Source organism: Ahniella affigens, assembly GCF_003015185.1.
GTDB classification, from domain to species: Bacteria; Pseudomonadota; Gammaproteobacteria; order Xanthomonadales; family Ahniellaceae; genus Ahniella; species Ahniella affigens.
Genome location: NZ_CP027860.1, coordinates 5,717,955 through 5,737,694, shown reverse-complemented (window position 1 = coordinate 5,737,694; position 19,740 = coordinate 5,717,955). Strand labels below are relative to the sequence as shown.

The window sequence follows — 19,740 nt, the reverse complement described above, 5'->3', positions numbered from 1 at the left end:
GGCATCGGTCACAATGCGGGATGAACGCGATTTCCAGCAAACTGCCGATCCTGATCTGCGACGACCAGCGCGATGTGTTGGAGGCGCTGCGTTTCCTCCTCAAGTCCGAGGGCCTGCAAGCACAAATGCAAGGCGATCCCGACAACGCACTCAGCGCGGTCCGGCGCCAACAGTTCGCGTGCGCACTGATCGACCTGAATTACTCGCGCGATACGACCTCGGGCCAGGAAGGGATCGACTTGCTGCGCCGGCTGAAGGCCCTGGATGCGGATTTACCGGTGGTCGTCATGACGGCATGGGGCAGCATTCATCTCGCCGTGCAGGCCATGCAGGCGGGGGCCGCCGATTTCATCGAAAAGCCCTGGGACAATCACCGCCTGCTCAGCATTCTCCGGACGCAGATTGCGCTCGGTGAGGAGCGCCGGCGCAATGCTCGACTCCACGCCGAGAATGCATTGCTGCGCTCGGAGCAGGATGAGGCCTTTGTCGCAGCGTCCAAGTCCATGTTGCAAGTGATGGAGATGCTGAAGCGCGTCGCACCGACCGATGCCAATGTGCTGATCTTGGGCGAAAATGGCACGGGCAAGAGTGTGCTTGCGAAGCGGCTGCACGCTGCATCCACGCGCGCCGAGCGCTCGCTGATCAAGGTCAACATGGGCGGGATTCCGGAGCAATTGTTCGAAAGCGAGATGTTCGGCCACGTCAAAGGCGCATTTACCGACGCCAAGCAAGACCGTGTCGGGCGGTTTGAACTCGCCGACGGGGGCACGCTGTTCCTCGATGAAATCGGCAATATCCCGCCGTCGCAGCAGCCCAAATTGCTTCGGGTTTTGGAGGACGGCGAACTCGAGCGCGTCGGCTCATCCAGAACAGCACGTGTAGATGTGCGCTTGGTCTCGGCAACCAATGCCGATTTGCGGAAGGAGGTTCAAGACGGCCGGTTCCGGAAGGACCTGCTGTTTCGACTGAACACGGTGGAACTGGTGTTACCACCCTTGCGCGACCGGCTCGACGATCTGCCCTTGCTTGCCGAGGTGTATCTGGAGCGCTTTGCGAAACGGTATCAACGCGGCCAGCTGACCCTAGCCCCGAGCGCGCTTCGTGAACTCGCGCAGTATCACTGGCCTGGCAATGTGCGCGAACTGAGCCATGTTCTGGAGCGTGCGGCGCTGCTCAGCCATACCGATCAGATCAGTGCGCTGCATCTGTCGCAGGCGGGCGAGCCCGTCGTTCCCGGCGCGTCACCGACGGCCGGCCCGACCACACTGGACGACCAGGAAGAGGCACTCATCCGCGATGCCTTGAAGCGCCATCAAGGCAATATCCAACGCAGCGCCGAGGCGCTCGGCCTGAGCCGGGCCGCACTGTATCGACGCTTGGAGAAATTCGGGATCCGAGGAGAGGACTGATGCGCCTGGTTCCAGGCTTGCAGGAAGGTCCGCGCAAGGCGACAAAGCTCAGCTTCGAGGCCAGTGTATTGTGGTCTGCCCTGCTGCTGACACTACCGTTGCTGCTGACGCTGTTCGTCGTGATGTGGCTCTTTGTGCCCGTCACGTTGTGGTCCTGGATACTGATCCCTGCTTGCCTGGTCACGCTGATGCTCGCGTTCCGGCTTCGGCATCGGGTCGTGTTTCCGCTCTACACCCTGTCGAACTTGCTGGAAGCGCTCCGCGAGGGCGATTTCAGTCTGCGTGGCTCGAGAGCCCGCCGCGGCGACGCGATCGGCGACGTGGTCTGGGAAGTCAACGCACTGTCCGAGACACTGCGTGAGCAACGCCTGCGCGTCGAGGAAACATTGGCGCTGTTGAGCAAAGTCGTGCAGGAGATCGACATTGCGGTACTGACGTTTGACGATCATCAGCACGTCCGGCTGCTGAACCCGGCGGCGGCGCGGCTGCTCGCCAAGGATCAGTCCAGTGTGATCGGGCAACCGGCGTCGGCGCTCGGTTTGGCCGATTGCCTCACCGTCAGCGAGTCACGCACCGTGCGGCGGGAATTCCCTGGCGGCAGCGGCCGTTTCGAACTGTCGACCGTGCAGTTTCGCCAAGGCGGTGTGCCGCACGTGCTACTGGTGATCTCGGATTTGTCGCGAGCATTGCGCGAGGAGGAACGCCTCGCGTGGCAGCGTCTGATCCGCGTGCTGGGGCATGAACTCAACAACTCGTTAGCGCCGATCAAATCGTTGTCGCAGAGTCTGGATAGTGTAGTGCAGCGAGACCCGCTGCCCTCGGATTGGCGCGAGGATGTAGTCGACGGTCTGCGCCTGATCGGGGATCGGGCCGCGTCACTGAATCGCTTCATGGCTGGCTATACCGCGCTCGCCAAGCTGCCGATTCCGAAACGTCGCCCAACACGGCTTGCCGAGTTGCTGAAACGCGTGGCACTGCTGGAACCACGCCGTCCAATCCAGATCGACTGTCATCCCGAACTGTCGGCCATGGTGGATCCGGATCAAATCGAGCAGGCGCTCATCAATGTGCTGAAGAATGCCGCGGAAGCGTCGCCCGAATCGGCACCCATCACGCTGAGTGCCATGCGCGATGGCCATCGACTGCGAGTCTGTGTTCGCGATCGCGGCCCAGGGCTTCCGCCCAGCGACAATTTGTTCGTGCCGTTCTTTACAACGAAGCCAGGCGGCAGTGGGATTGGCCTGGTCCTAACCAGACAAATTCTCGAAGCGCACCTCGGCAATTTTGAACTTCGCAATCATCCGGATGGCGGCGCCGAGGCCGTGTTGTCGTGGCCCGATGCCTGAGTGATCGGTCGAGCGATTCCGACCATCGACTCGTATTCGCCACGCAAGTGGTTGATTTTGGGTGTTGCCGAATTGCGTCGAACTGCTCCAGCCAGTTCCAGGTAGACTATCGACCCCCTTTCAGATCGGTTGCAGCCATGCCGGCCGCGCGCAAAGAAATCCACGAGTTCAACAAGTTGAAAAAGCGCTTGCGTCGGCAGGTGGGTCAGGCCATTGCTGATTTCAACATGATCGAGGACGGCGATCGGGTCATGGTCTGTCTGTCGGGCGGCAAAGACTCGTATACGATGCTCGATGTGCTGCGCCAGTTGCAGGCGAAAGCCCCGGTTTCCTTCGAACTACATGCGGTGCACCTGGACCAGAAACAGCCGGATTACGATGGCGCGGTGATTCCCGATTACCTGCAAAGCGTGGCGATGCCGTTCACGATTCTGGAGCAAGACACCTATAGCGTCGTCAAGCGCGTGGTACCCGAAGGGAAGACCATGTGCGGCCTATGTTCGCGCCTGCGTCGTGGCTCGCTTTACACATTCGCCGAACGCGAAGGCTTCAACAAGATTGCGCTAGGTCATCACCGCGATGATTTGGTCGAGACCATGTTCCTGAACTTGTTCTACCACGCGAAGTTGTCGAGCATGCCGCCCAAGCTGCGCTCGGATGATGGCAAGCACATTGTGATCCGACCGCTCGCGTACTGCGCGGAAACCGACATCGCGGACTACGCCGAGGCAATGGCCTTTCCGATCATTCCATGCAACCTCTGTGGCTCGCAGGAAACCCTGCAGCGCAAGGTGATCAAACAGATGCTCCAAGATTGGGAGCGCCAACATCCTGGCCGTACGGAAACGCTGTTCCGCGCGCTGACCGACGTTCGTCCCTCACAATTGGCGGATCCCAAACTGTTCGATTTCGTCGGACTTGGCGCGCGCACCGAAGCGCGGCTTAGCGAGCAGGATTGGCTCGCTGGCGACACCCCCGAAGCCGTGCGCAAGCCGTTTCCGCTGCCGGTACTGGTTCAGTAAACCAGTTCCCCTCCACACGCTGCTGCGCTTGGTTCCGGCCAAGTTGGCAACCCAGTTAGGACCCTCATGTTTTTCAAGAATCTGACGCTGTTCCGTTTTTCGCCGGAGACCGCCGGCAAGCTCAAGAAGCTCGAAGCCAAGTTGGCTGAACATGCGTTACGCCCCTGCGGACCATTGGAAATGGCCACGCGCGGTTGGATCTCGCCCTATGGCCGCAATGAGGAAGACCTCATGCATAGCCATGGCCGCTATCGATTGGTCACGCTTGGCGGTGAGGACAAGATTCTGCCGATGGCCACCGTCAATCAGTATGTCGCCGATAAGGCCGCAGCGATCGAAGCGGAGCGCGGCCGACCGGTCGGTGCCCGCGAGCGCCGCAAGCTGAAGGAAGACGCGCTGACCGACCTGATGCCGCGCGCATTGACGCGCCCGAGTCGAATTGCTTCGTACGTCGATCTTGATGATGGCTGGATGATCATCGATACGTCGTCCCGGAAGCAGGCCGAGAACGTGGTCAGTCAACTGCGCGAAACGCTTGGCAGCTTCCCGGCGGTGCAGGCAGAGGCCGAGGAGTCGCCGCGCGCGCTGATGACGGAATGGCTGATCGAGGCGAAGTTGCCAGAAGGGTTTGAGCTTGGCGACGAGATCGAATTGAAAGACCCGGCTGACCGGGGCGCGATCGTCAAGTGCCGACGCCAGGACTTGGCGAGCGAAGAGATTCGCGAGCATTTGAAATGCGGTAAGCAAGTCACGCAACTCGCGATTGTTTATCGTGAGCGCCTGAGCTTTGTGCTGGACGAATTGCTGACCGTGCGCAAGTTCAAGCTGCTGGATCTCGCCGTGGAATCGCTGGAGTCCGGTGATCGTGAGTCGGCTCGCGCTGAACTCGACGCACGCTTCGCGTTGATGGTCTTGGAAGTGAATCAGCTGCTCGGCGATCTTGAAAAGACGTTCGCCGTGCATCGCCCAGCGGGCAAGTAAGACCGAAGTGGCGCTGATCAGGGGCTGGTTGAAACTCACCCCGGATCAAGTCCGGGGTGACGAGAGAGATGGGTGAATTCATTCGCCAGCCCGGTCTTGATCCGGGTTCGGGTTGATGGTGTCTACTACACCGTCATCAGGCAAGTCGAAGTGCGCCCGGCGGGCATTGCCACGCCGCAATACAGCCCGACCTCCGCAAGCCGCAGATCAATCGCGCGCGAATCCACCCGGCAAGATCAGCATCGCATCACCGTAGGAGAAAAACCGGTAGCGTTGCTGAACCGCATGGGCGTACGCTGCGAGAACGCGCTCGCGCCCCGCGAGCGCCGAGACCAGCATCAGCAAGGTCGATTCCGGCAGGTGGAAGTTGGTGATCAATGCATCGATCACTTTGAACGAATACCCGGGCGTGATGAAGATGCGGGTGTCGCCGCTGAACGGCTGTAGTTCGCCACTAGCCGCTGCACTTTCGAGCGCGCGCACACTGGTTGTCCCAACCGCAATGATTCGACCACCGGCTTGGCGCGTGGCCGCGATCTGGGCGACGGTCTCGGCCGATACACTGACCCACTCTGCATGCATCCGATGCTCGCGAATATCGTCAACGCGCACCGGTTGGAACGTGCCCGCACCGACATGCAAGGTCACTTCGCACCGGTTGATGCCTTGCGCATGCAGGGCATCGAGCAAGGGCTGATCGAAGTGCAGCCCAGCCGTTGGCGCTGCCACCGCACCGGGGTTTTTCGCGTAGACCGTTTGATAACGCTCGCGATCGGCGTCTTCCGGCCGTCGTTCCATGTAGTGCGGCAGCGGCATTTCACCGACCGCTTCGAACAGGTCCAGAAGATTCCGCGCCGAGGTCGTCGTCGCAATCTCGAAGAAACCATCGATGCGGCCACCCACGCGGACATGCTCGCCATTGGCCAGCGTGATCAGCGCACCCGGCTTGGGTGCGTGACTGGCCCGAATCTGCGCCAGCGCGCGATGCTCGTCCAGGACACGCTCCAGCATGATCTCGACCGCGCCGCCCGTTTCCTTCTGGCCAAATGTGCGCGCCGGGATCACTTTCGTATTATTGAAGACCAGGAGATCGCCAGGCCGCAGCCACTGGCTCAAATCTCGGAACTGCCGGTCCAGCAACGGTCCGCTTTCGCCATCCAGAACGAGCAAGCGGCTCGCGCTGCGCTCGGGTAGCGGCACACTGGCAATAAGCTCTTTGGGCAATTCGAAATGGAAGTCCTGTTTGCGCATGGGCCGGGCGAGTACGCGGGGCGACTGCACGATGCAGCCAATCGCACATTATCCCAGAGGCGGCACGAATCCGGGGTGTTTCTCGCCGGATTCGTGCTGGACGCACTCGCGGCACACGCCTTGATGCGACATGAGCCAATCTGGTTCAGGGCCGACTAGCTCAGCCCGCCTCAACTCGCTTTGGCGGCGCGACCGGCCGCCTTACGCGCCTTTTCGTCGATCGGTCGGATCTCCTCGATCCGGCACCATTGGTGATCAAACTCGACGCGGTCGAACTTCGCGTCGATAAAGCCATTGGTGTTGGTAATGCGGATGCCAAGCTGGCGATGCAGATCGAAACAAGGATTCTTCAAGGTCAGCAGATACGCTTTATTGACGCCGATCCAGATTGCCAAATGCTCGTCATCGAACGAGCGCCAGCGATCGACCTCCTGGAACTGGTGAATGCGTTTGATCGGCTCACCCGCAAACTGGCGGAACTCATCCAGCGCCGCCGCATCACGCGCCTTGACCATACGGGTATGTTCCGCGCAGGACGTGAGCCCGGCGACCAGCAGCAGCAATGGAAATTTCATGTTCATGACTCACTCCGTCGAAGTTCCGAACCATACCGTGCCGCGAATCGGCGTCGGTGATATCTGGCTGTGTTCGCCATGGCACCCCCGGTGGTTTCGAGGGTGCTGGCTCGGGTACCTGGCATGACTGTCGCCAACCGGCAGCGCCCTACGGCCTAGAAATTCGCTGCCACGGTCAGACGCTCAGCGCGGCGCGCCTTGTCATCGAGCGGGCGAATCTCTTGGATACGACACCGTTGCTGATCAAACTCGACTCGACTCAGCATCGAGTCCACCGTGCCCGTCCCGCCCGTGATCCGAATCTGCAATTGGTGGTGCAGATCGAAGCACGGCCGACGCAAACTGATCAGGTAGGCCCGATTGGTGCCAATCCAGATTGCAAAATTCTGGTCGTCAAAGGAACGCCAGCGATCAATCGGGGTGAAGCCCCTGACGCGTTTGATTGGCTCGCCAGCAAAGCGCTTGAACTCGGCAAGGTCTTGCGCATCCCGCGCTTTGACCATCTGCATATGCTCGGCACAGGCGGTGAGGCCCAGCAGTGGTAGTGCAAGCAACAACGATTTCAGGACATTCATGGCTCACTCCTTGCAACGTTCAAGAAGCCGTTTCCGGCCGAATTGTCCCCGCGAATCGATTCTATGGGAGCCAATGCGTGAATTACTGCGAGTCGCCCCGTTCAGTTGGCGCCGATTCAGGCAGGGTTTCCAGAAACCGCGAACGCTGTTCCAATAGCAACCCGGAAGAATTTTCGAAGGCGCCCACGATGAGCAAAAGACTGATCCTGATTGACGGCTCTGCCTACTTGTTTCGGGCCTTTCATGCGTTGCCGCCGCTCAGCAACGTGCACGGCGAGCCCACGGGCGCGCTGTTCGGTGTCGTCAACATGCTGCGTTCGCACTTGGCACAGAAACCCGACTACTTGGCCTTTGTGATGGACCCGGGTGGCAAGAACTTCCGCCATGAGCTGTACCCGGAATACAAGGCGAATCGACCACCCATGCCGGACGAGCTGCGTGCCCAGATTGAACCCATGCTCGCGATCGTCCGCGCGCTGGGCATTCCCGTCGTTCGCGAACCGAAGGTCGAGGCGGACGATGTGATCGGCACCTTGGCCCGACAGGCTGAGTCGCATGATCTGAAAGTCACGATCTCGACGGGCGACAAGGATCTGGCCCAATTGGTCGATGAACGCGTCGAGTTGGTGAATACGATGACCGGCTCGCGCATGAATGCAGCCGGCGTGGTCGAGAAGTTTGGCGTGCGCCCGGATCAGATCGTCGATTTTCTCGCGCTGATGGGCGATAAGGTCGACAATATTCCAGGCGTCGACAAATGCGGCGAGAAGACCGCCGCGAAGTGGCTGAATCAGTACGACAGCCTGGTGAACCTGACCGATCACGCCCACGAGATCACCGGCAAGATCGGCGAGAATCTGCGCGCGGCATTGCCCAAGTTGCCCTTGTCGCAGGAACTGGCGCGCATTCGCTGTGACCTGCCATTGCCCATGACGGTCGAGAGCCTGACGCGCCAACCGCCCGACGTGGATGCACTGAAGACACTCTACGCCCGTTATGAATTCCGAGCCGCACTGAAGGAGCTCGAGGCGAGCACGGGCAACGCGAGCAGCGAGCCCGCGGTGCCGGCGGCCGGGCCAATTGCGACGCCCACCCCCAAGGTGGCACCCGCGCCCATTGCCGGGTTTGATCAGGCCGGCAGCTATGAATGTGTGCGCGATCGCGAGCGGCTGGACGTTTGGCTCGACCAACTCCGCACCTGCGCGGTGTTTGCGTTTGACACGGAGACGACGAGTCTCGATGCGCATCAGGCCGAGATCGTCGGCGTGTCATTTGCCATCGAACCGAAAATCGCTGCGTATGTGCCCCTCGCGCACACAGGGCCCGGGGTTCCAGCGCAGCTCGATCGACGGGAGGTGCTCGATCTGCTGAAGCCGATTCTGGAATCCGAGACGATTGGCAAGATCGGCCAGCATGGCAAGTACGACATGCACGTACTAGCCCGGTATGACATCGAGATGCGCGGCTACCGGTTCGATACGATGCTGGAGAGCTATGTCCTGAACTCGACTGCGAGTCGCCATGACATGGACTCACTGTCGAACTTTTATCTGAACTACAAACCGGTGGCGTATGAGGAAGTTGCCGGCAAAGGCGCGAAGCAGATTTCGTTTGCCGACGTGGATCTGGACACGGCCACGCGCTATGCAGCCGAAGATGCGGATGTGACGTTGCGTCTGCATCAGACCTTGCATCCTCGCCTGGCAGCCGAACCGAAACTCCTGTCGATCTTCAGCGACATCGAAATGCCGCTGGTGCCTGTGTTGCGTCGCATGGAGCAGAACGGCATTCTGATCGACGCCGAACTCCTGAAGCAGCAAACGCACGACATGCGCACGCGGATGTCGGCGTTGGTCGAACGCGCCTACGAACTGGTAGGCCACCGCTTCAGCCTGGATTCGCCAAAGCAACTGCAGGCGGTGCTTTATGACGAGTTGAAGCTCCCGGTGCTGGCGAAGACCCCTTCCGGGCAGCCCTCGACCAATGAGGACGCCATCAGCGATCTTGCCGAACATCATGAGCTGCCGCGCTTGATTCTGGATTACCGCGGCCTCGCGAAGCTGGTGTCGACCTATACGGACAAGCTCCCGTTGCAGATCAACGCAGACACCAAACGCGTGCACACATCGTTTCATCAAGCGATCGCACAAACCGGACGCCTATCGTCAACCGACCCGAACCTGCAGAACATTCCGATCCGCACCGAAGACGGTCGGCGCATCCGCAAGGCGTTCATCGCGCCGCCGGGCTGGAAGATCGTGGCGGCCGACTACTCACAGATCGAGCTTCGGATCATGGCGCATCTGTCTGAGGACGAAGGCCTGCTGCGCGCATTCCGGGAAGGCATTGACGTGCATCGCGCCACCGCTGCCGAGGTCTTCGGCATCGAGCCAGATGAAGTCAGCGGCCAGCAACGTCGCGCCGCCAAGGCCATCAATTTTGGTCTGATGTACGGCATGGGCGCATTTGGACTCGCCCGGCAACTCGACATTGGCCGCAAGGAAGCGAACGACTACATCAGTCGCTACTTCTCGCGCTATCCGGGCGTGCGGACCTTCATGGACAGTATTCGCGAGAAGGCCAAGGCACAGGGTTATGTCGAGACCGTCTTCGGGCGCCGACTGTACTTGAATGAGATTCACTCTCGTAACGCCGGGCTCCGCGCTGGCGCCGAGCGCGCCGCCATCAACGCACCCATGCAGGGCACCGCCGCCGACATCATTAAGCGGGCCATGCTGGCCATCGATCAGTGGCTGGCCGACAAGAAGAATTGTGCGCGGATGTTGCTGCAAGTGCACGATGAACTGGTTTTCGAGATCCGCGAGGATCAGGTAGACGCCATCAAATCTGGCCTGATTGAGCGGATGGATGCAGCGGCGGAACTGCTGGTACCACTCGAAGTTGACGTCGGCGTAGGTGAAAACTGGGACGAAGCGCACTGATTTTCAGTTTCATTCCTGCATGTACCCGTACGAAAGCTGAACATGAGACAAAAAATTTGCAGTTGAGTCACAGGTTTGAACCGCGGCTGAATTAGAATCCGTCCTGGGTTGAACTATCCACGATGCGGAGCAATCTTAGTCGTCGGATCGTCTCCCCAAGTGATCCAACACTCGTGAGAGTGAACCCCATAGCAGGTCCACGGTTCGCAAGATCCTCGCCTGCAACCCCAGCCCCGGGTGTGCCCCCAAGCGCCCGGGGCTACTTATTTCTGAAGTCCGGAAATCTCGGCACTTCTTGATTCAGTAGCCCAGCCCTGACCCAGGATCAGCGTATCCTTGAGTTGCCTACTGGGAGAAAGCTCATGTTCGAAACCCCCACACTGACTGATGCGAGCTTGCCGCTCAGCAACCAACTTGCCGTGTTCGGCCACCCGATTGCGCATTCCAAATCGCCGCGCATCCATCAAGCGTTTGGCCACCAACTCGGCATCGATCTGCGCTATCAGGCAATTGATGTTGTCGACGGGAATCTGGCAGCGGCCGCGCTTCGCTTTCAGCAAATGGGCGGCAGCGGCGCCAATGTGACCCTGCCATTCAAACAGGATGCTTACAAGCTGTGCCGCAGCCTGAGCGCCAATGCGACGCGTACTCAGGTCGTCAACACGCTGCATTGGCGTGGCGACCATTGGTTTGGCGACAACACCGATGGCCCGGGGTTGGTCCGCGATATCAGCGAGCGCCACCGCCAGGACTTGCGCGCCCGCCGCGTGCTGATCCTCGGTGCCGGTGGTGCGGTTCAGGGCATTCTGTCGGCATTGCTGGACGCCGGTGTCGACACCATCACACTGGCGAATCGCAGCCCAGCCAAGGCCGACGCGCTGTGCGACCTGATCGGCGAACCCGCCCGAGTCAAGAGCCTGTACTGGCAGGATTTGGCCGACGCCGGGCACTTTGACCTGGTGCTCAACGGCACCAGCGCCGGCGTACAAGGCGCATCCTTGAGTCTGCCGTTCTCGTTGCTAACCCCTCGAACACTCGCCTACGACCTGAGTTACGGCCCCGCCGCAACAGATTTTCTGGCGTGGGCCAAAGCCGGCCAATGCTGGCTCGCGGTCGATGGTCTGGGCATGCTCGTCGAACAAGCAGCGCTGGCGTTCGCCCTGTGGTTTGGGCAGACACCGGATTCCGAAGCCGTCTATCAGAACCTCCGCACCACGCCGTGAGGGCTATCGCGCTGCAACTGGTCGACGCTGGCAACGCTGACCAGCCGATCGCGTTCGCCTGTCGCACCGGCTGCGCGGCTTGCTGCATTGCGCCGTCGATCAGTTCGCCGATTCCGGGCATGCCAAACGGGAAGCCAGCCGGCGTGCCTTGCGTGCAGTTGGACGCCGACCTGCGCTGCCGAATTTTTGGGCAGCCGGAGCGGCCGAACGTTTGTTCGAGCCTGCGGCCCGATCCGGCCATGTGCGGCGACAGCCGGGAACAAGCTTTGGCCTACTTGACCGACCTGGAGCAGGTCACCGCATCGGGCCAAATTATGTGAAGGCGGGCTGAAGCGGGCAGAGTCCGGGCGCCTGCCGACAGAGCAGCGCATCCCTTGGTTACGACTGGTAAACTGACGCATTCTCTTTGCGGACCAGGCATTCCCATGACGGACCTTGCTCATCGCGCCTCTGCGATTGTCGACCCTGATTACACCCTTGAGCACAAGTACACGCGCGAGCACGGCCGGATTTTTCTGTCCGGCGTGCAAGCCCTGGTGCGCCTGCCGATCATGCAGCAGATGCGCGATCGGGCAGCCAAGCTCAATACTGCTGGCTTTATCTCGGGTTACCGCGGCTCACCGCTCGGCGGCTTCGATTTGGAGCTCTGGAAGGCGAAGAAGCACTTGAAATCGGCCAATGTGATCTTCACCCCGGGTCTGAACGAAGACCTGGGTGCGACCATGGTCTGGGGCTCGCAGCAGACGAACCTGTTCCAAGGCGCACGTTACGACGGCGTGTTTGGCATGTGGTATGGCAAAGGCCCGGGCGTGGATCGCACGGGCGACGTGTTCAAGCATGCGAATGCCGCCGGCACCTCGAAGTTTGGCGGCGTGCTCGCGCTGGCTGCTGACGATCACGCGTGTCGGTCCTCAACGCTGCCACACGGTTCGGAGCACGAGTTCGTATCAGCGTACATGCCGGTGCTGAACCCGGCCGGCGTGCAGGACATTCTCGACATGGGTCTGCTCGGTTGGGCGATGAGTCGCTTCACCGGTCGCTGGGTCGGCTTCAAGACGATCGCCGAAACGGTCGAGTCGTCCGGCTCGGTCGACGTGAATCCGCACCAACTCGACATCGTCATTCCCGATGACTTCGTGATGCCGGTCGGCGGCCTCAATATCCGTTGGCCAGATCCGCCACTCGATCAAGAATTGCGCATGCACCAGTATGCGACGCAGGCGGCGTTTGCGTTTGCGCGTGCCAACCAGATCGACAAGATCGTCATCGATTCACCCAAGGCCCGGCTCGGCATCGTCACGACCGGCAAGAGCTATCTCGATGTGCTGCAGGCGCTCGAATACCTCGGTATTGGCCTGAAAGAAGCAGCTGATATCGGCATTCGCGTCTACAAGGTCGGGATGACCTGGCCGCTGGAGCCGATCGGTATCCGCAATTTTGCGCGCGGCCTGGAAGACATCATCGTCGTCGAAGAGAAGCGCAGCTTCCTCGAATCGCAGATGAAAGAGGCGATGTACAACTGGGATCACGCCACCCGGCCGTCGATCGTCGGGAAGTACGATGAGGCCGAAAACTGGATTTTGCCGTCGACCTCCGAACTGACGCCGGCCCGCATTGCGCGCGTGATTGCGAAGCGCCTGTCGCGCTTTTTCACCTCGGACGTCATCGAGTCGCGCCTGAAGTGGATTGCCGATAAGGAAAAGGAGCTTGCGCTGCCGCGCGCAAACTTCCCGCGTGCGGCGCACTATTGCTCAGGCTGCCCGCACAATTCATCGACTGTGGTGCCCGATGGCACGCGCGCGCTCGGCGGCATCGGTTGCCATTACATGGTGACCTGGATGGACCGCAAGACCGATACGTTCACGCAAATGGGTGGCGAAGGCGCGACGTGGTGCGGCCAGGCGCCGTTCACCGACGAAGAGCATGTGTTCCAGAATCTGGGTGACGGCACCTACTTCCACTCGGGCTCGCTGGCGATTCGCCAGGCGATCGCTGCGGGCGTCAACATCACCTACAAGATTCTCTACAACGATGCGGTGGCGATGACGGGCGGCCAGCCCGTGGACGGCACGCTCACCGTGCCGGATATCGCCCAGCAAGTGCATGCCGAAGGGGTGCATACGATCATCGTGTTGAGCGACGACATTGGCAAATGGTCGCGCCGGGATCTGTTTCCGTCGGGCACCGAGTTCCTCGATCGCAGCGAACTCGATACGGTGCAAAAGCGGCTCAGCAAGGTCAAGGGCGTCAGCGTGCTGATCTACGACCAGACCTGTGCGGCCGAAAAGCGTCGTCGTCGCAAGCGCGGCAAGATGGTTGATCCGGCCAAGCGCGCGTTCATTAATCCGGCAGTCTGCGAAGGCTGCGGCGACTGCGGCGTGAAATCGAACTGCGTGTCGGTGCTGCCACTCGAAACCGAGTTCGGCCGCAAGCGCGAGATCGATCAGTCGAACTGCAACAAGGATTTCTCTTGCGTCAAAGGCTTCTGCCCAAGCTTCGTGACGATCAACGGCGGTGGCTTGAAGAAGCGCCAGCCGAGCGGTCAGTCGCTCGACGTGAACAGCCTGCCGATGCCGACGTTTGCGAGCAATCTCGATCAGCCTTGGAATATTCTGGTGACCGGCATTGGTGGCACCGGCGTCGTGACGATCGGCGCACTGATCGGCATGGCTGCGCATCTCGAAGGCAAGGGCACCTCGGTGCTCGACCAGACGGGGCTGGCACAAAAGGGCGGCGCTGTGACCACGCACGTGCGGGTCGCGAAAACACCGCAGGACATTCACGCCGTGCGAATTGCTGCTGGCGAAGCGGACCTCGTGCTGGGTTGTGACATGGTCGTGGTCAACGACTACTGGGCCTTGTCGAAGATTCGCGCCGATCGCTCACAAGTCGTGCTGAACACGTATGAAGCGATGCCGGGTACGTTTACGCGCAACACCGACATGCAGTTCCCGAGCAACGAAATCGTGCGGGCCGTGAAGACCGCACTGTCGGGCCGCGATCCGGAGCAGATCGAAGCGACCGAGATCGCCACCATCCTGCTCGGCGATTCGATTGCGACCAATACCTTCATGCTTGGCTATGCGTGGCAGAAGGGCTGGGTGCCGGTAACGCTGGAATCGCTGATGCGTGCCATCGAGTTGAACGGCGCGGCGATCAAGATGAACGTGTCGGCGTTCAACTGGGGCCGCCTGGCTGCCCACAATCCGGCCGCTGTGCGCAAGGCAGCAGGTGAGAAGAGCAAGCCCGAAGCCGCTGAGTTCATCACCACACCTGGCAGCCTCGCGACGAGCGCGGCGTTTGAAGGCTTCGGTGCACTGTCCGGCAATTTGGATGAAGCCGTGGCGCTGCGTGCGAAGTTCCTGACCGAGTATCAGGATGAAGCCTATGCCCGTCGCTACGTCGACTTCGTCAACAAGGTGCGCGATGCCGAGAAGGCCAAGCTGGGCAGTGATCGCCTCGCGACCGCTGTCGCGCGCTACGCGTTCAAGCTGATGGCCTACAAGGACGAGTACGAAGTCGCGCGGCTTTACACCACCGGCGATTTCGAAAAGCGCGTCAAGGAAACCTTCGACGGCGACTTCAAGATTCAGTTCAACCTCGCCCCGCCGCTGCTCGCGAAGAAAGATGGCAACGGCCACCTCGTGAAAGCCGAGTACGGCCCCTGGGTGTTCAAGGCGTTCAAGGTGTTGGCCTGGGCCCGCCGCTTCCGCGGCAGCTGGCTCGATGTGTTTGGCCGAACGGAGGAGCGCAAGATGGAGCGCCAGCTGATCGCCGATTACGTCAAGCACATCGAACAAGCCCTGTCGGTGCTGAATGCGGACAACTTGCAAACCGCCGTCGATCTGGCCGAAGTTCCGGAACAAATTCGCGGCTACGGTCATGTCAAGGAAGCGCATGTCGAGAAAGCACTGAAGCGCCGTGATGCCTTGCTGGCGACACTCCAGCAACCGGGCGCGGGCGTTGCCAAAGCGGCTTGAGGCGGGGTTTGAAGGAATGGATCCCGACTTTCCGGGCTGTGTGAAAGCGGCTTTGGCAGCTGCTTTCATGGCGTCTGACGCCATCGCGAGGCGACTGACTCTGTTGCCGTCATCCCGACTTGCGTCGGGATGACGGCAATGAGATGGCGCCGCAAGCTCCAACCGTTTTTACACAGGCTGTTTCGCTGGCATGACGGCGAGTAGGCCGAGCGCTAGCTCCGGCTCGGGACAATATTCGATGCGCGAATCAACGCACCTTCGGTGCGACTGGCGCTCCCACGCGCGTGGGAGAAGGCCAGGGTGACGGCTACTTGTGTCAGGACGCCTTCGTTTGAATCGCGTATTGCCAGCAGCAGTCTGAAATGCGAAAACCCGCACCGGTCCATCGACCAGAGTTCCAATCTTCTATGCCCCTCGAACCAGAGCTGATCGCCGCATGGGCCGACGCATACATTCGCGAGTCGGCCAAAGACCGCGACCGAACCAAGACATCGGACGATTGGTGGGCCGTTGCGGACCTGATGCTGCCCAAGACGCTTGATAACGCCGAGAATGCGTGGCAGGTGATTCACGCGGTGCTCGCCAGAAAGCCTTCGGATCGCGTCATCAGCGTGCTCGCAGCCGGGCCCCTTGAGGACTTGATTGCGGCGTTTGGCCCGGAGTTCATCGACCGAATTGAGCAGGCGGCGAAGCAGGATCCGGCGTTTCGCCATTTGCTGGGCGGTGTCTGGAAGCGCAGCACCGATGCGGTGTGGGCTCGCATCGAACGCGCCCGCGGCGCTGTGTGGTGATCAGCCGCCCTCTTCAACGTTCGAACGCAGGCGCCGTGTCAACTAAGGAGGGTCTGAACCGGTCCATCCTGGACGTTCAGACCCACAATGAGTCCGGCACATGTCCGGACTCATTGCTTCAGAACCAAGCACTTGCGTGCTTGGTTCCGGGCGGGCCATCCATGGCCAGTATTTGCCGGTCTGAATAAGTCCATCCTGGACTTTCAGACCGGCACTGAGTCCGGCACATGTCCGGACTCAGTGCTCCAGAATCAACCACTTGCGTGTTTGATTCTGGGCGGGCCATCCATGGCCAGTATTTGCCGGTCTGAATAAGTCCATCCTGGACTTTCAGACCGGCACTGAGTCCGGCACATGTCCGGACTCAGTGCTCCAGAATCAACCACTTGCGTGTTTGATTCTGGGCGGGCCATCCATGGCCAGTATTTGCCGGTCTGAATAAGTCCATCCTGGACTTTCAGACCGGCACTGAGTCCGGCACATGTCCGGACTCAGTGCTCCAGAATCAACCACTTGCGTGTTTGATTCTGGGCGGGCCATCCATGGCCCGCATCGCCTCTGAACTTGTTCAGAGGCTCCCTAACTCTTACCACTGCGTACACACCCACGAAGCCGCTTAGCTCAGCACCTGCCCGAAGCGCCGAAGCGATTGCTCAATGTCGCGCTGATCGATTGCCCCGTACCCGATCACCACACCGGGCGTGACATCGGTCGCCAAACTGGCGTCGCGAATCAGCTGCGCACCTGGCAAATATTGGTCCATCATCGCAGCGAATCGCTTCTCCAGACTAGGCTTGGTGAAGCGCGCGGCCACATGCAAGCCCGCTTGCGCCGGCCACGGTACCAGCCACTGACGCAATGATTCCAATCCTGCCAGCAACGCGCTCTGTCGATTGCGATACACGTGCGTCATTCGGCGCACATGCGCCGCCATGTGCCCCTGCTGAATGAACGCTGCCAGCGTGAGCTGCGTGAGGTCGCAGGCATGAGGGTCCAAGGTTCGTTTCGCTGAGTGCAAGGCCTGATGTGCCCAACTCGGTGCCAGCACGAACGCGGTCCGTATCGATGGGAACAGCGTCTTGGTGAATGTTCCGAGATAGAAGACGCACCCATCCTGATCCAGCGTGCGCAAGGCTTCCAGCGGCCGGCCGTCAAACCGGAACTCACCGTCGTAGTCGTCCTCCAGAATGACACTGTTGTGGCGCTTGGCGTAGTCGAGCAGTTGCAGACGCCGCGTCAGCGGCATCGCCACGCCGGTGGGTGATTGATGCGATGGCGTCACGTAGATGAGATCCACGCGCGGCGGTAGTTGGTCAACGCAGAGGCCTTCGGCGTCGACCGGAATGGGAAGAATTCGCGCCCCGGCCGCTTGCATGACAGCGCGGAAGTACGGATAGCCCGGATGTTCGATCGCAACGCGGGTCTTGCCCGGCGTGACCAAGATCCGGGCAAGCAGGTCCACGGCATTCTGCATACCGTGCGTGACGACGACATCGTTGCCTGAGCAAGCGACCGCGCGCGACACGGCGACATGTTGCGCGATGGCCTCGCGCAGCGGCAGCACGCCAAGCGTCGACGGATACGCGAACGGTCGCTTCGACCAATCGCGCAGCACTCGCACTGACAGACGTCGCCACACATCAAACGGGAACAACCGATGCTCCGGCATGCCCGTCCGAAAGCTGCGCTCGGGCAATGTCAGCGGCGCCCCATGCAGGCCATCGGGCGGTTGCCAGATTACCTTTTCGGCGAGACGCCGATCGACGGAAATCGGCCGCTTCGATCGCAGTGGGTGCAGGTTCGCCACGACGGGTTTGGCGCCCGGCCTGGGCAGCAGATAGCCCTCGGCGATCAGCAGATCGTAGGCTCGAATCACGGTGTTGCGGGCAATGTTCAGTGCTTCGGCCACGCGGCGACTCGACGGTAATGGCGTGCCGGCGAGGAGGCGGCCATCAAGCATTGCCGCCCGCAACTGACGCTGCAGCGACTGGGTGATTGAACCTTGCCCGCGCGTCGGCAGGTCGATGGGAATCGGGAAAACTGGTTCCATATATCTCCCCTATTGTGGACTCATGATAGGTCCATGTTGCGCACATACTGGTCACCCGTCAAGCCACACGGTTGCCCCAAATGCTCAGTCTCTACTACAGCGCCACACCGAATGGCCAGAAAGTGCGCCTGTACTTGGAATCGTTCAACCTGCCCTATCACCTGATTCCGATTCGCTTGTCGAAAGGTGAACAGTTCACCCCGGAATTCAGTGCACTCTCACCGAACAACAAGATTCCAGTTCTGGTCGATCCCTGCGATCACACGAGACCCGTGACGGTCTTTGAGTCCTGCGCAATTTTGCATTACCTGGCCACCAAAACCGGACACGGTCTATCGCCTGAGCCGACGCTACAGCAAGAGACCTTGCAGTGGCTGTTCTGGCAGGCGAGCAGCCTGGGCCCCATGGCGGGGCAGGCGGGCTACTTCCGCGTGTTTTGTGATCAGCGCATCGACCACGCCATGACGCGCTACACGCGTGAATTGGATCGACTCTACCGCGTGCTGGACAAACGCTTGGCACAACGGGAGTGGATCATCGGCGACAGCTACTCGATTGCCGACATCGCCTGCTATCCGTGGATCGTGCCGCATGCGGCGCACGGGCAAGACCTCGAAGCGTTGCCACATTTGCGCCGTTGGTTTGAAGCCATTGCCGCCCGGGACGGAACGCGCCGCGCCTATGCCGGCGTCGAGGATGTCTACGGATTGCCGGAGCCACTTACCAGTGACGAGCGGCGCACCTTGTTCAGCGGCCCAAGCAACGCCAATCCGGAGTCATGACATGACGTGTTTTGTGTGTGAAACCTGTGGGACGCAGTTTGCCGAACAGAACGTGCCGCCAACACGTTGCCCAATCTGCGAGGACGATCGTCAGTATGTGGGCTGGCAGGGCCAGCGTTGGCTGACCATGCAAGAACTGGCGCAGAATCATCAGCTGCGGATCGGCGACGACGACGGGCTCCTTGGCGTCGCCATCGAGCCGAGCTTTGCCATTCCGCAGCGTGCGTTGCTGCTGCCGACCGACTACGGGAACATTCTGTGGGAATGCCTGAGTCTCGTGACCGACGCCGCGGTTGACGCGCTGTCGCAGCGGGGCGGCGTCCGCGCGATCATCATTTCGCATCCGCACTTCTATTCGTCGATGCATGCGTGGAGCGTCGCGCTCGGCGGCGTGCCCATTGTGCTGCACGAAGCGGATCGAGCGTGGATTCAGGGCCCATCGCCAAACGTGGTCTTCTGGTCTGGCGATGTCAACCCACTATCCCGTGACGTCACCCTGCTCCGCTGTGGTGGTCACTTCCCCGGCAGTACGGCGCTCCATTGGCGGGCGGGTCCACGAGGGCCCACGCTGTTTCCTGGCGATGCGCTGCAAGTGGCGATGGATCGACGACACGTCGCGTTCATGTACAGCTACCCAAATCACATACCGATGAAGACCAGCGATGTCCGCCACATCCAGCAACTACTGGCGCCCTATGACATTGAAGACGTCTTCGGTTTCAGCTGGGGCCGCAACATCCTGGGGCACGGCCGCGGGGCCGTGGACGCCTCACTCCATCGACACCTTTTGGCCGCAAAGCAATAGGACACGCC

General features: G+C 60.7%; 15 protein-coding genes. 11 read left to right on the top strand and 4 right to left on the bottom strand.

All coding sequences use genetic code 11. The annotated features are described in order from the left end of the window. The first annotated feature begins 20 nt into the window (after positions 1 to 20). The 4 genes from C7S18_RS22325 (at position 21) to C7S18_RS22310 (ending at position 4,758) form a co-directional block, all read left to right on the top strand. Positions 21 to 1,409 carry a sigma-54-dependent transcriptional regulator gene (locus C7S18_RS22325; protein WP_106893656.1) on the top strand — a complete coding sequence of 463 codons (1,389 nt, stop codon included), beginning with the start codon at positions 21 to 23 and terminating at the stop codon, positions 1,407 to 1,409. Continuing rightward, on the top strand, positions 1,409 to 2,755 hold the full coding sequence (locus C7S18_RS22320) for a sensor histidine kinase (protein WP_106893655.1): 1,347 nt from the start codon (positions 1,409 to 1,411) through the stop codon (positions 2,753 to 2,755). The genes C7S18_RS22325 and C7S18_RS22320 overlap by 1 nt, the downstream gene beginning before the upstream one ends. Positions 2,756 to 2,892: 137 nt before the next feature. Next, positions 2,893 to 3,777 (top strand): tRNA 2-thiocytidine(32) synthetase TtcA, encoded by an 885-nt coding sequence (ttcA, locus tag C7S18_RS22315; protein WP_106893654.1) that lies wholly within the window; start codon positions 2,893 to 2,895, stop codon positions 3,775 to 3,777. A gap of 66 nt (positions 3,778 to 3,843) precedes the next feature. Beyond that, positions 3,844 to 4,758, top strand: a complete 915-nt coding sequence (locus C7S18_RS22310; protein ID WP_106893653.1) for a recombination-associated protein RdgC — start codon at positions 3,844 to 3,846, stop codon at positions 4,756 to 4,758. 207 nt (positions 4,759 to 4,965) lie between these two features. Here C7S18_RS22310 and queA read toward each other — a convergent pair whose 3' ends face one another. From queA to C7S18_RS22295, 3 genes are all read right to left on the bottom strand, one after another. Beyond that, a complete protein-coding gene (gene queA / locus C7S18_RS22305) occupies positions 4,966 to 6,009 on the bottom strand; it encodes a tRNA preQ1(34) S-adenosylmethionine ribosyltransferase-isomerase QueA (RefSeq protein ID WP_106893652.1) in 1,044 nt (347 codons plus the stop codon). Positions 6,010 to 6,179: 170 nt separating this feature from the next. After that, positions 6,180 to 6,590, bottom strand: a complete 411-nt coding sequence (locus C7S18_RS22300; RefSeq protein WP_106893651.1) for a DUF6491 family protein — start codon at positions 6,588 to 6,590, stop codon at positions 6,180 to 6,182. 149 nt (positions 6,591 to 6,739) lie between these two features. Beyond that, a complete protein-coding gene (locus C7S18_RS22295; protein ID WP_106893650.1) occupies positions 6,740 to 7,159 on the bottom strand; it encodes a DUF6491 family protein in 420 nt (139 codons plus the stop codon). A gap of 188 nt (positions 7,160 to 7,347) precedes the next feature. Here C7S18_RS22295 and polA point away from each other — a divergent pair, with 188 nt between their 5' ends. The 5 genes from polA (at position 7,348) to C7S18_RS22270 (ending at position 16,095) form a co-directional block, all read left to right on the top strand. Beyond that, the gene (gene polA, locus C7S18_RS22290; protein ID WP_106893649.1) at positions 7,348 to 10,101 is read left to right on the top strand and encodes a DNA polymerase I; all 2,754 of its coding nucleotides are present in this window, start codon (positions 7,348 to 7,350) and stop codon (positions 10,099 to 10,101) included. Between the two features lie 395 nt (positions 10,102 to 10,496). Next, entirely contained in the window at positions 10,497 to 11,324 is an 828-nt protein-coding gene (gene aroE / locus C7S18_RS22285; protein ID WP_106894148.1) for a shikimate dehydrogenase, read from the top strand. Between the two features lie 5 nt (positions 11,325 to 11,329). Beyond that, on the top strand, positions 11,330 to 11,644 hold the full coding sequence (locus tag C7S18_RS22280) for a YkgJ family cysteine cluster protein (RefSeq protein WP_425481113.1): 315 nt from the start codon (positions 11,330 to 11,332) through the stop codon (positions 11,642 to 11,644). 105 nt (positions 11,645 to 11,749) lie between these two features. After that, entirely contained in the window at positions 11,750 to 15,304 is a 3,555-nt protein-coding gene (locus tag C7S18_RS22275) for an indolepyruvate ferredoxin oxidoreductase family protein (RefSeq protein ID WP_106893647.1), read from the top strand. Between the two features lie 407 nt (positions 15,305 to 15,711). Then, positions 15,712 to 16,095 (top strand): DUF6869 domain-containing protein, encoded by a 384-nt coding sequence (locus C7S18_RS22270; protein WP_106893646.1) that lies wholly within the window; start codon positions 15,712 to 15,714, stop codon positions 16,093 to 16,095. Between the two features lie 616 nt (positions 16,096 to 16,711). On the opposite strand, the gene pdxR is transcribed toward C7S18_RS22270, so the two are convergent. Next, complete coding sequence (gene pdxR, locus C7S18_RS22265; RefSeq protein ID WP_106893645.1) at positions 16,712 to 18,145, bottom strand: MocR-like pyridoxine biosynthesis transcription factor PdxR; 1,434 nt, start codon at positions 18,143 to 18,145, stop codon at positions 16,712 to 16,714. Between the two features lie 80 nt (positions 18,146 to 18,225). Between pdxR and C7S18_RS22260 the strand changes: the two genes are divergently transcribed. Continuing rightward, positions 18,226 to 18,927, top strand: a complete 702-nt coding sequence (locus tag C7S18_RS22260) for a glutathione S-transferase family protein (RefSeq protein ID WP_106893644.1) — start codon at positions 18,226 to 18,228, stop codon at positions 18,925 to 18,927. Position 18,928: 1 nt separating this feature from the next. Further along, the gene (locus C7S18_RS22255; RefSeq protein ID WP_106893643.1) at positions 18,929 to 19,732 is read left to right on the top strand and encodes an MBL fold metallo-hydrolase; all 804 of its coding nucleotides are present in this window, start codon (positions 18,929 to 18,931) and stop codon (positions 19,730 to 19,732) included. The last annotated feature ends 8 nt before the right edge of the window (positions 19,733 to 19,740 follow it).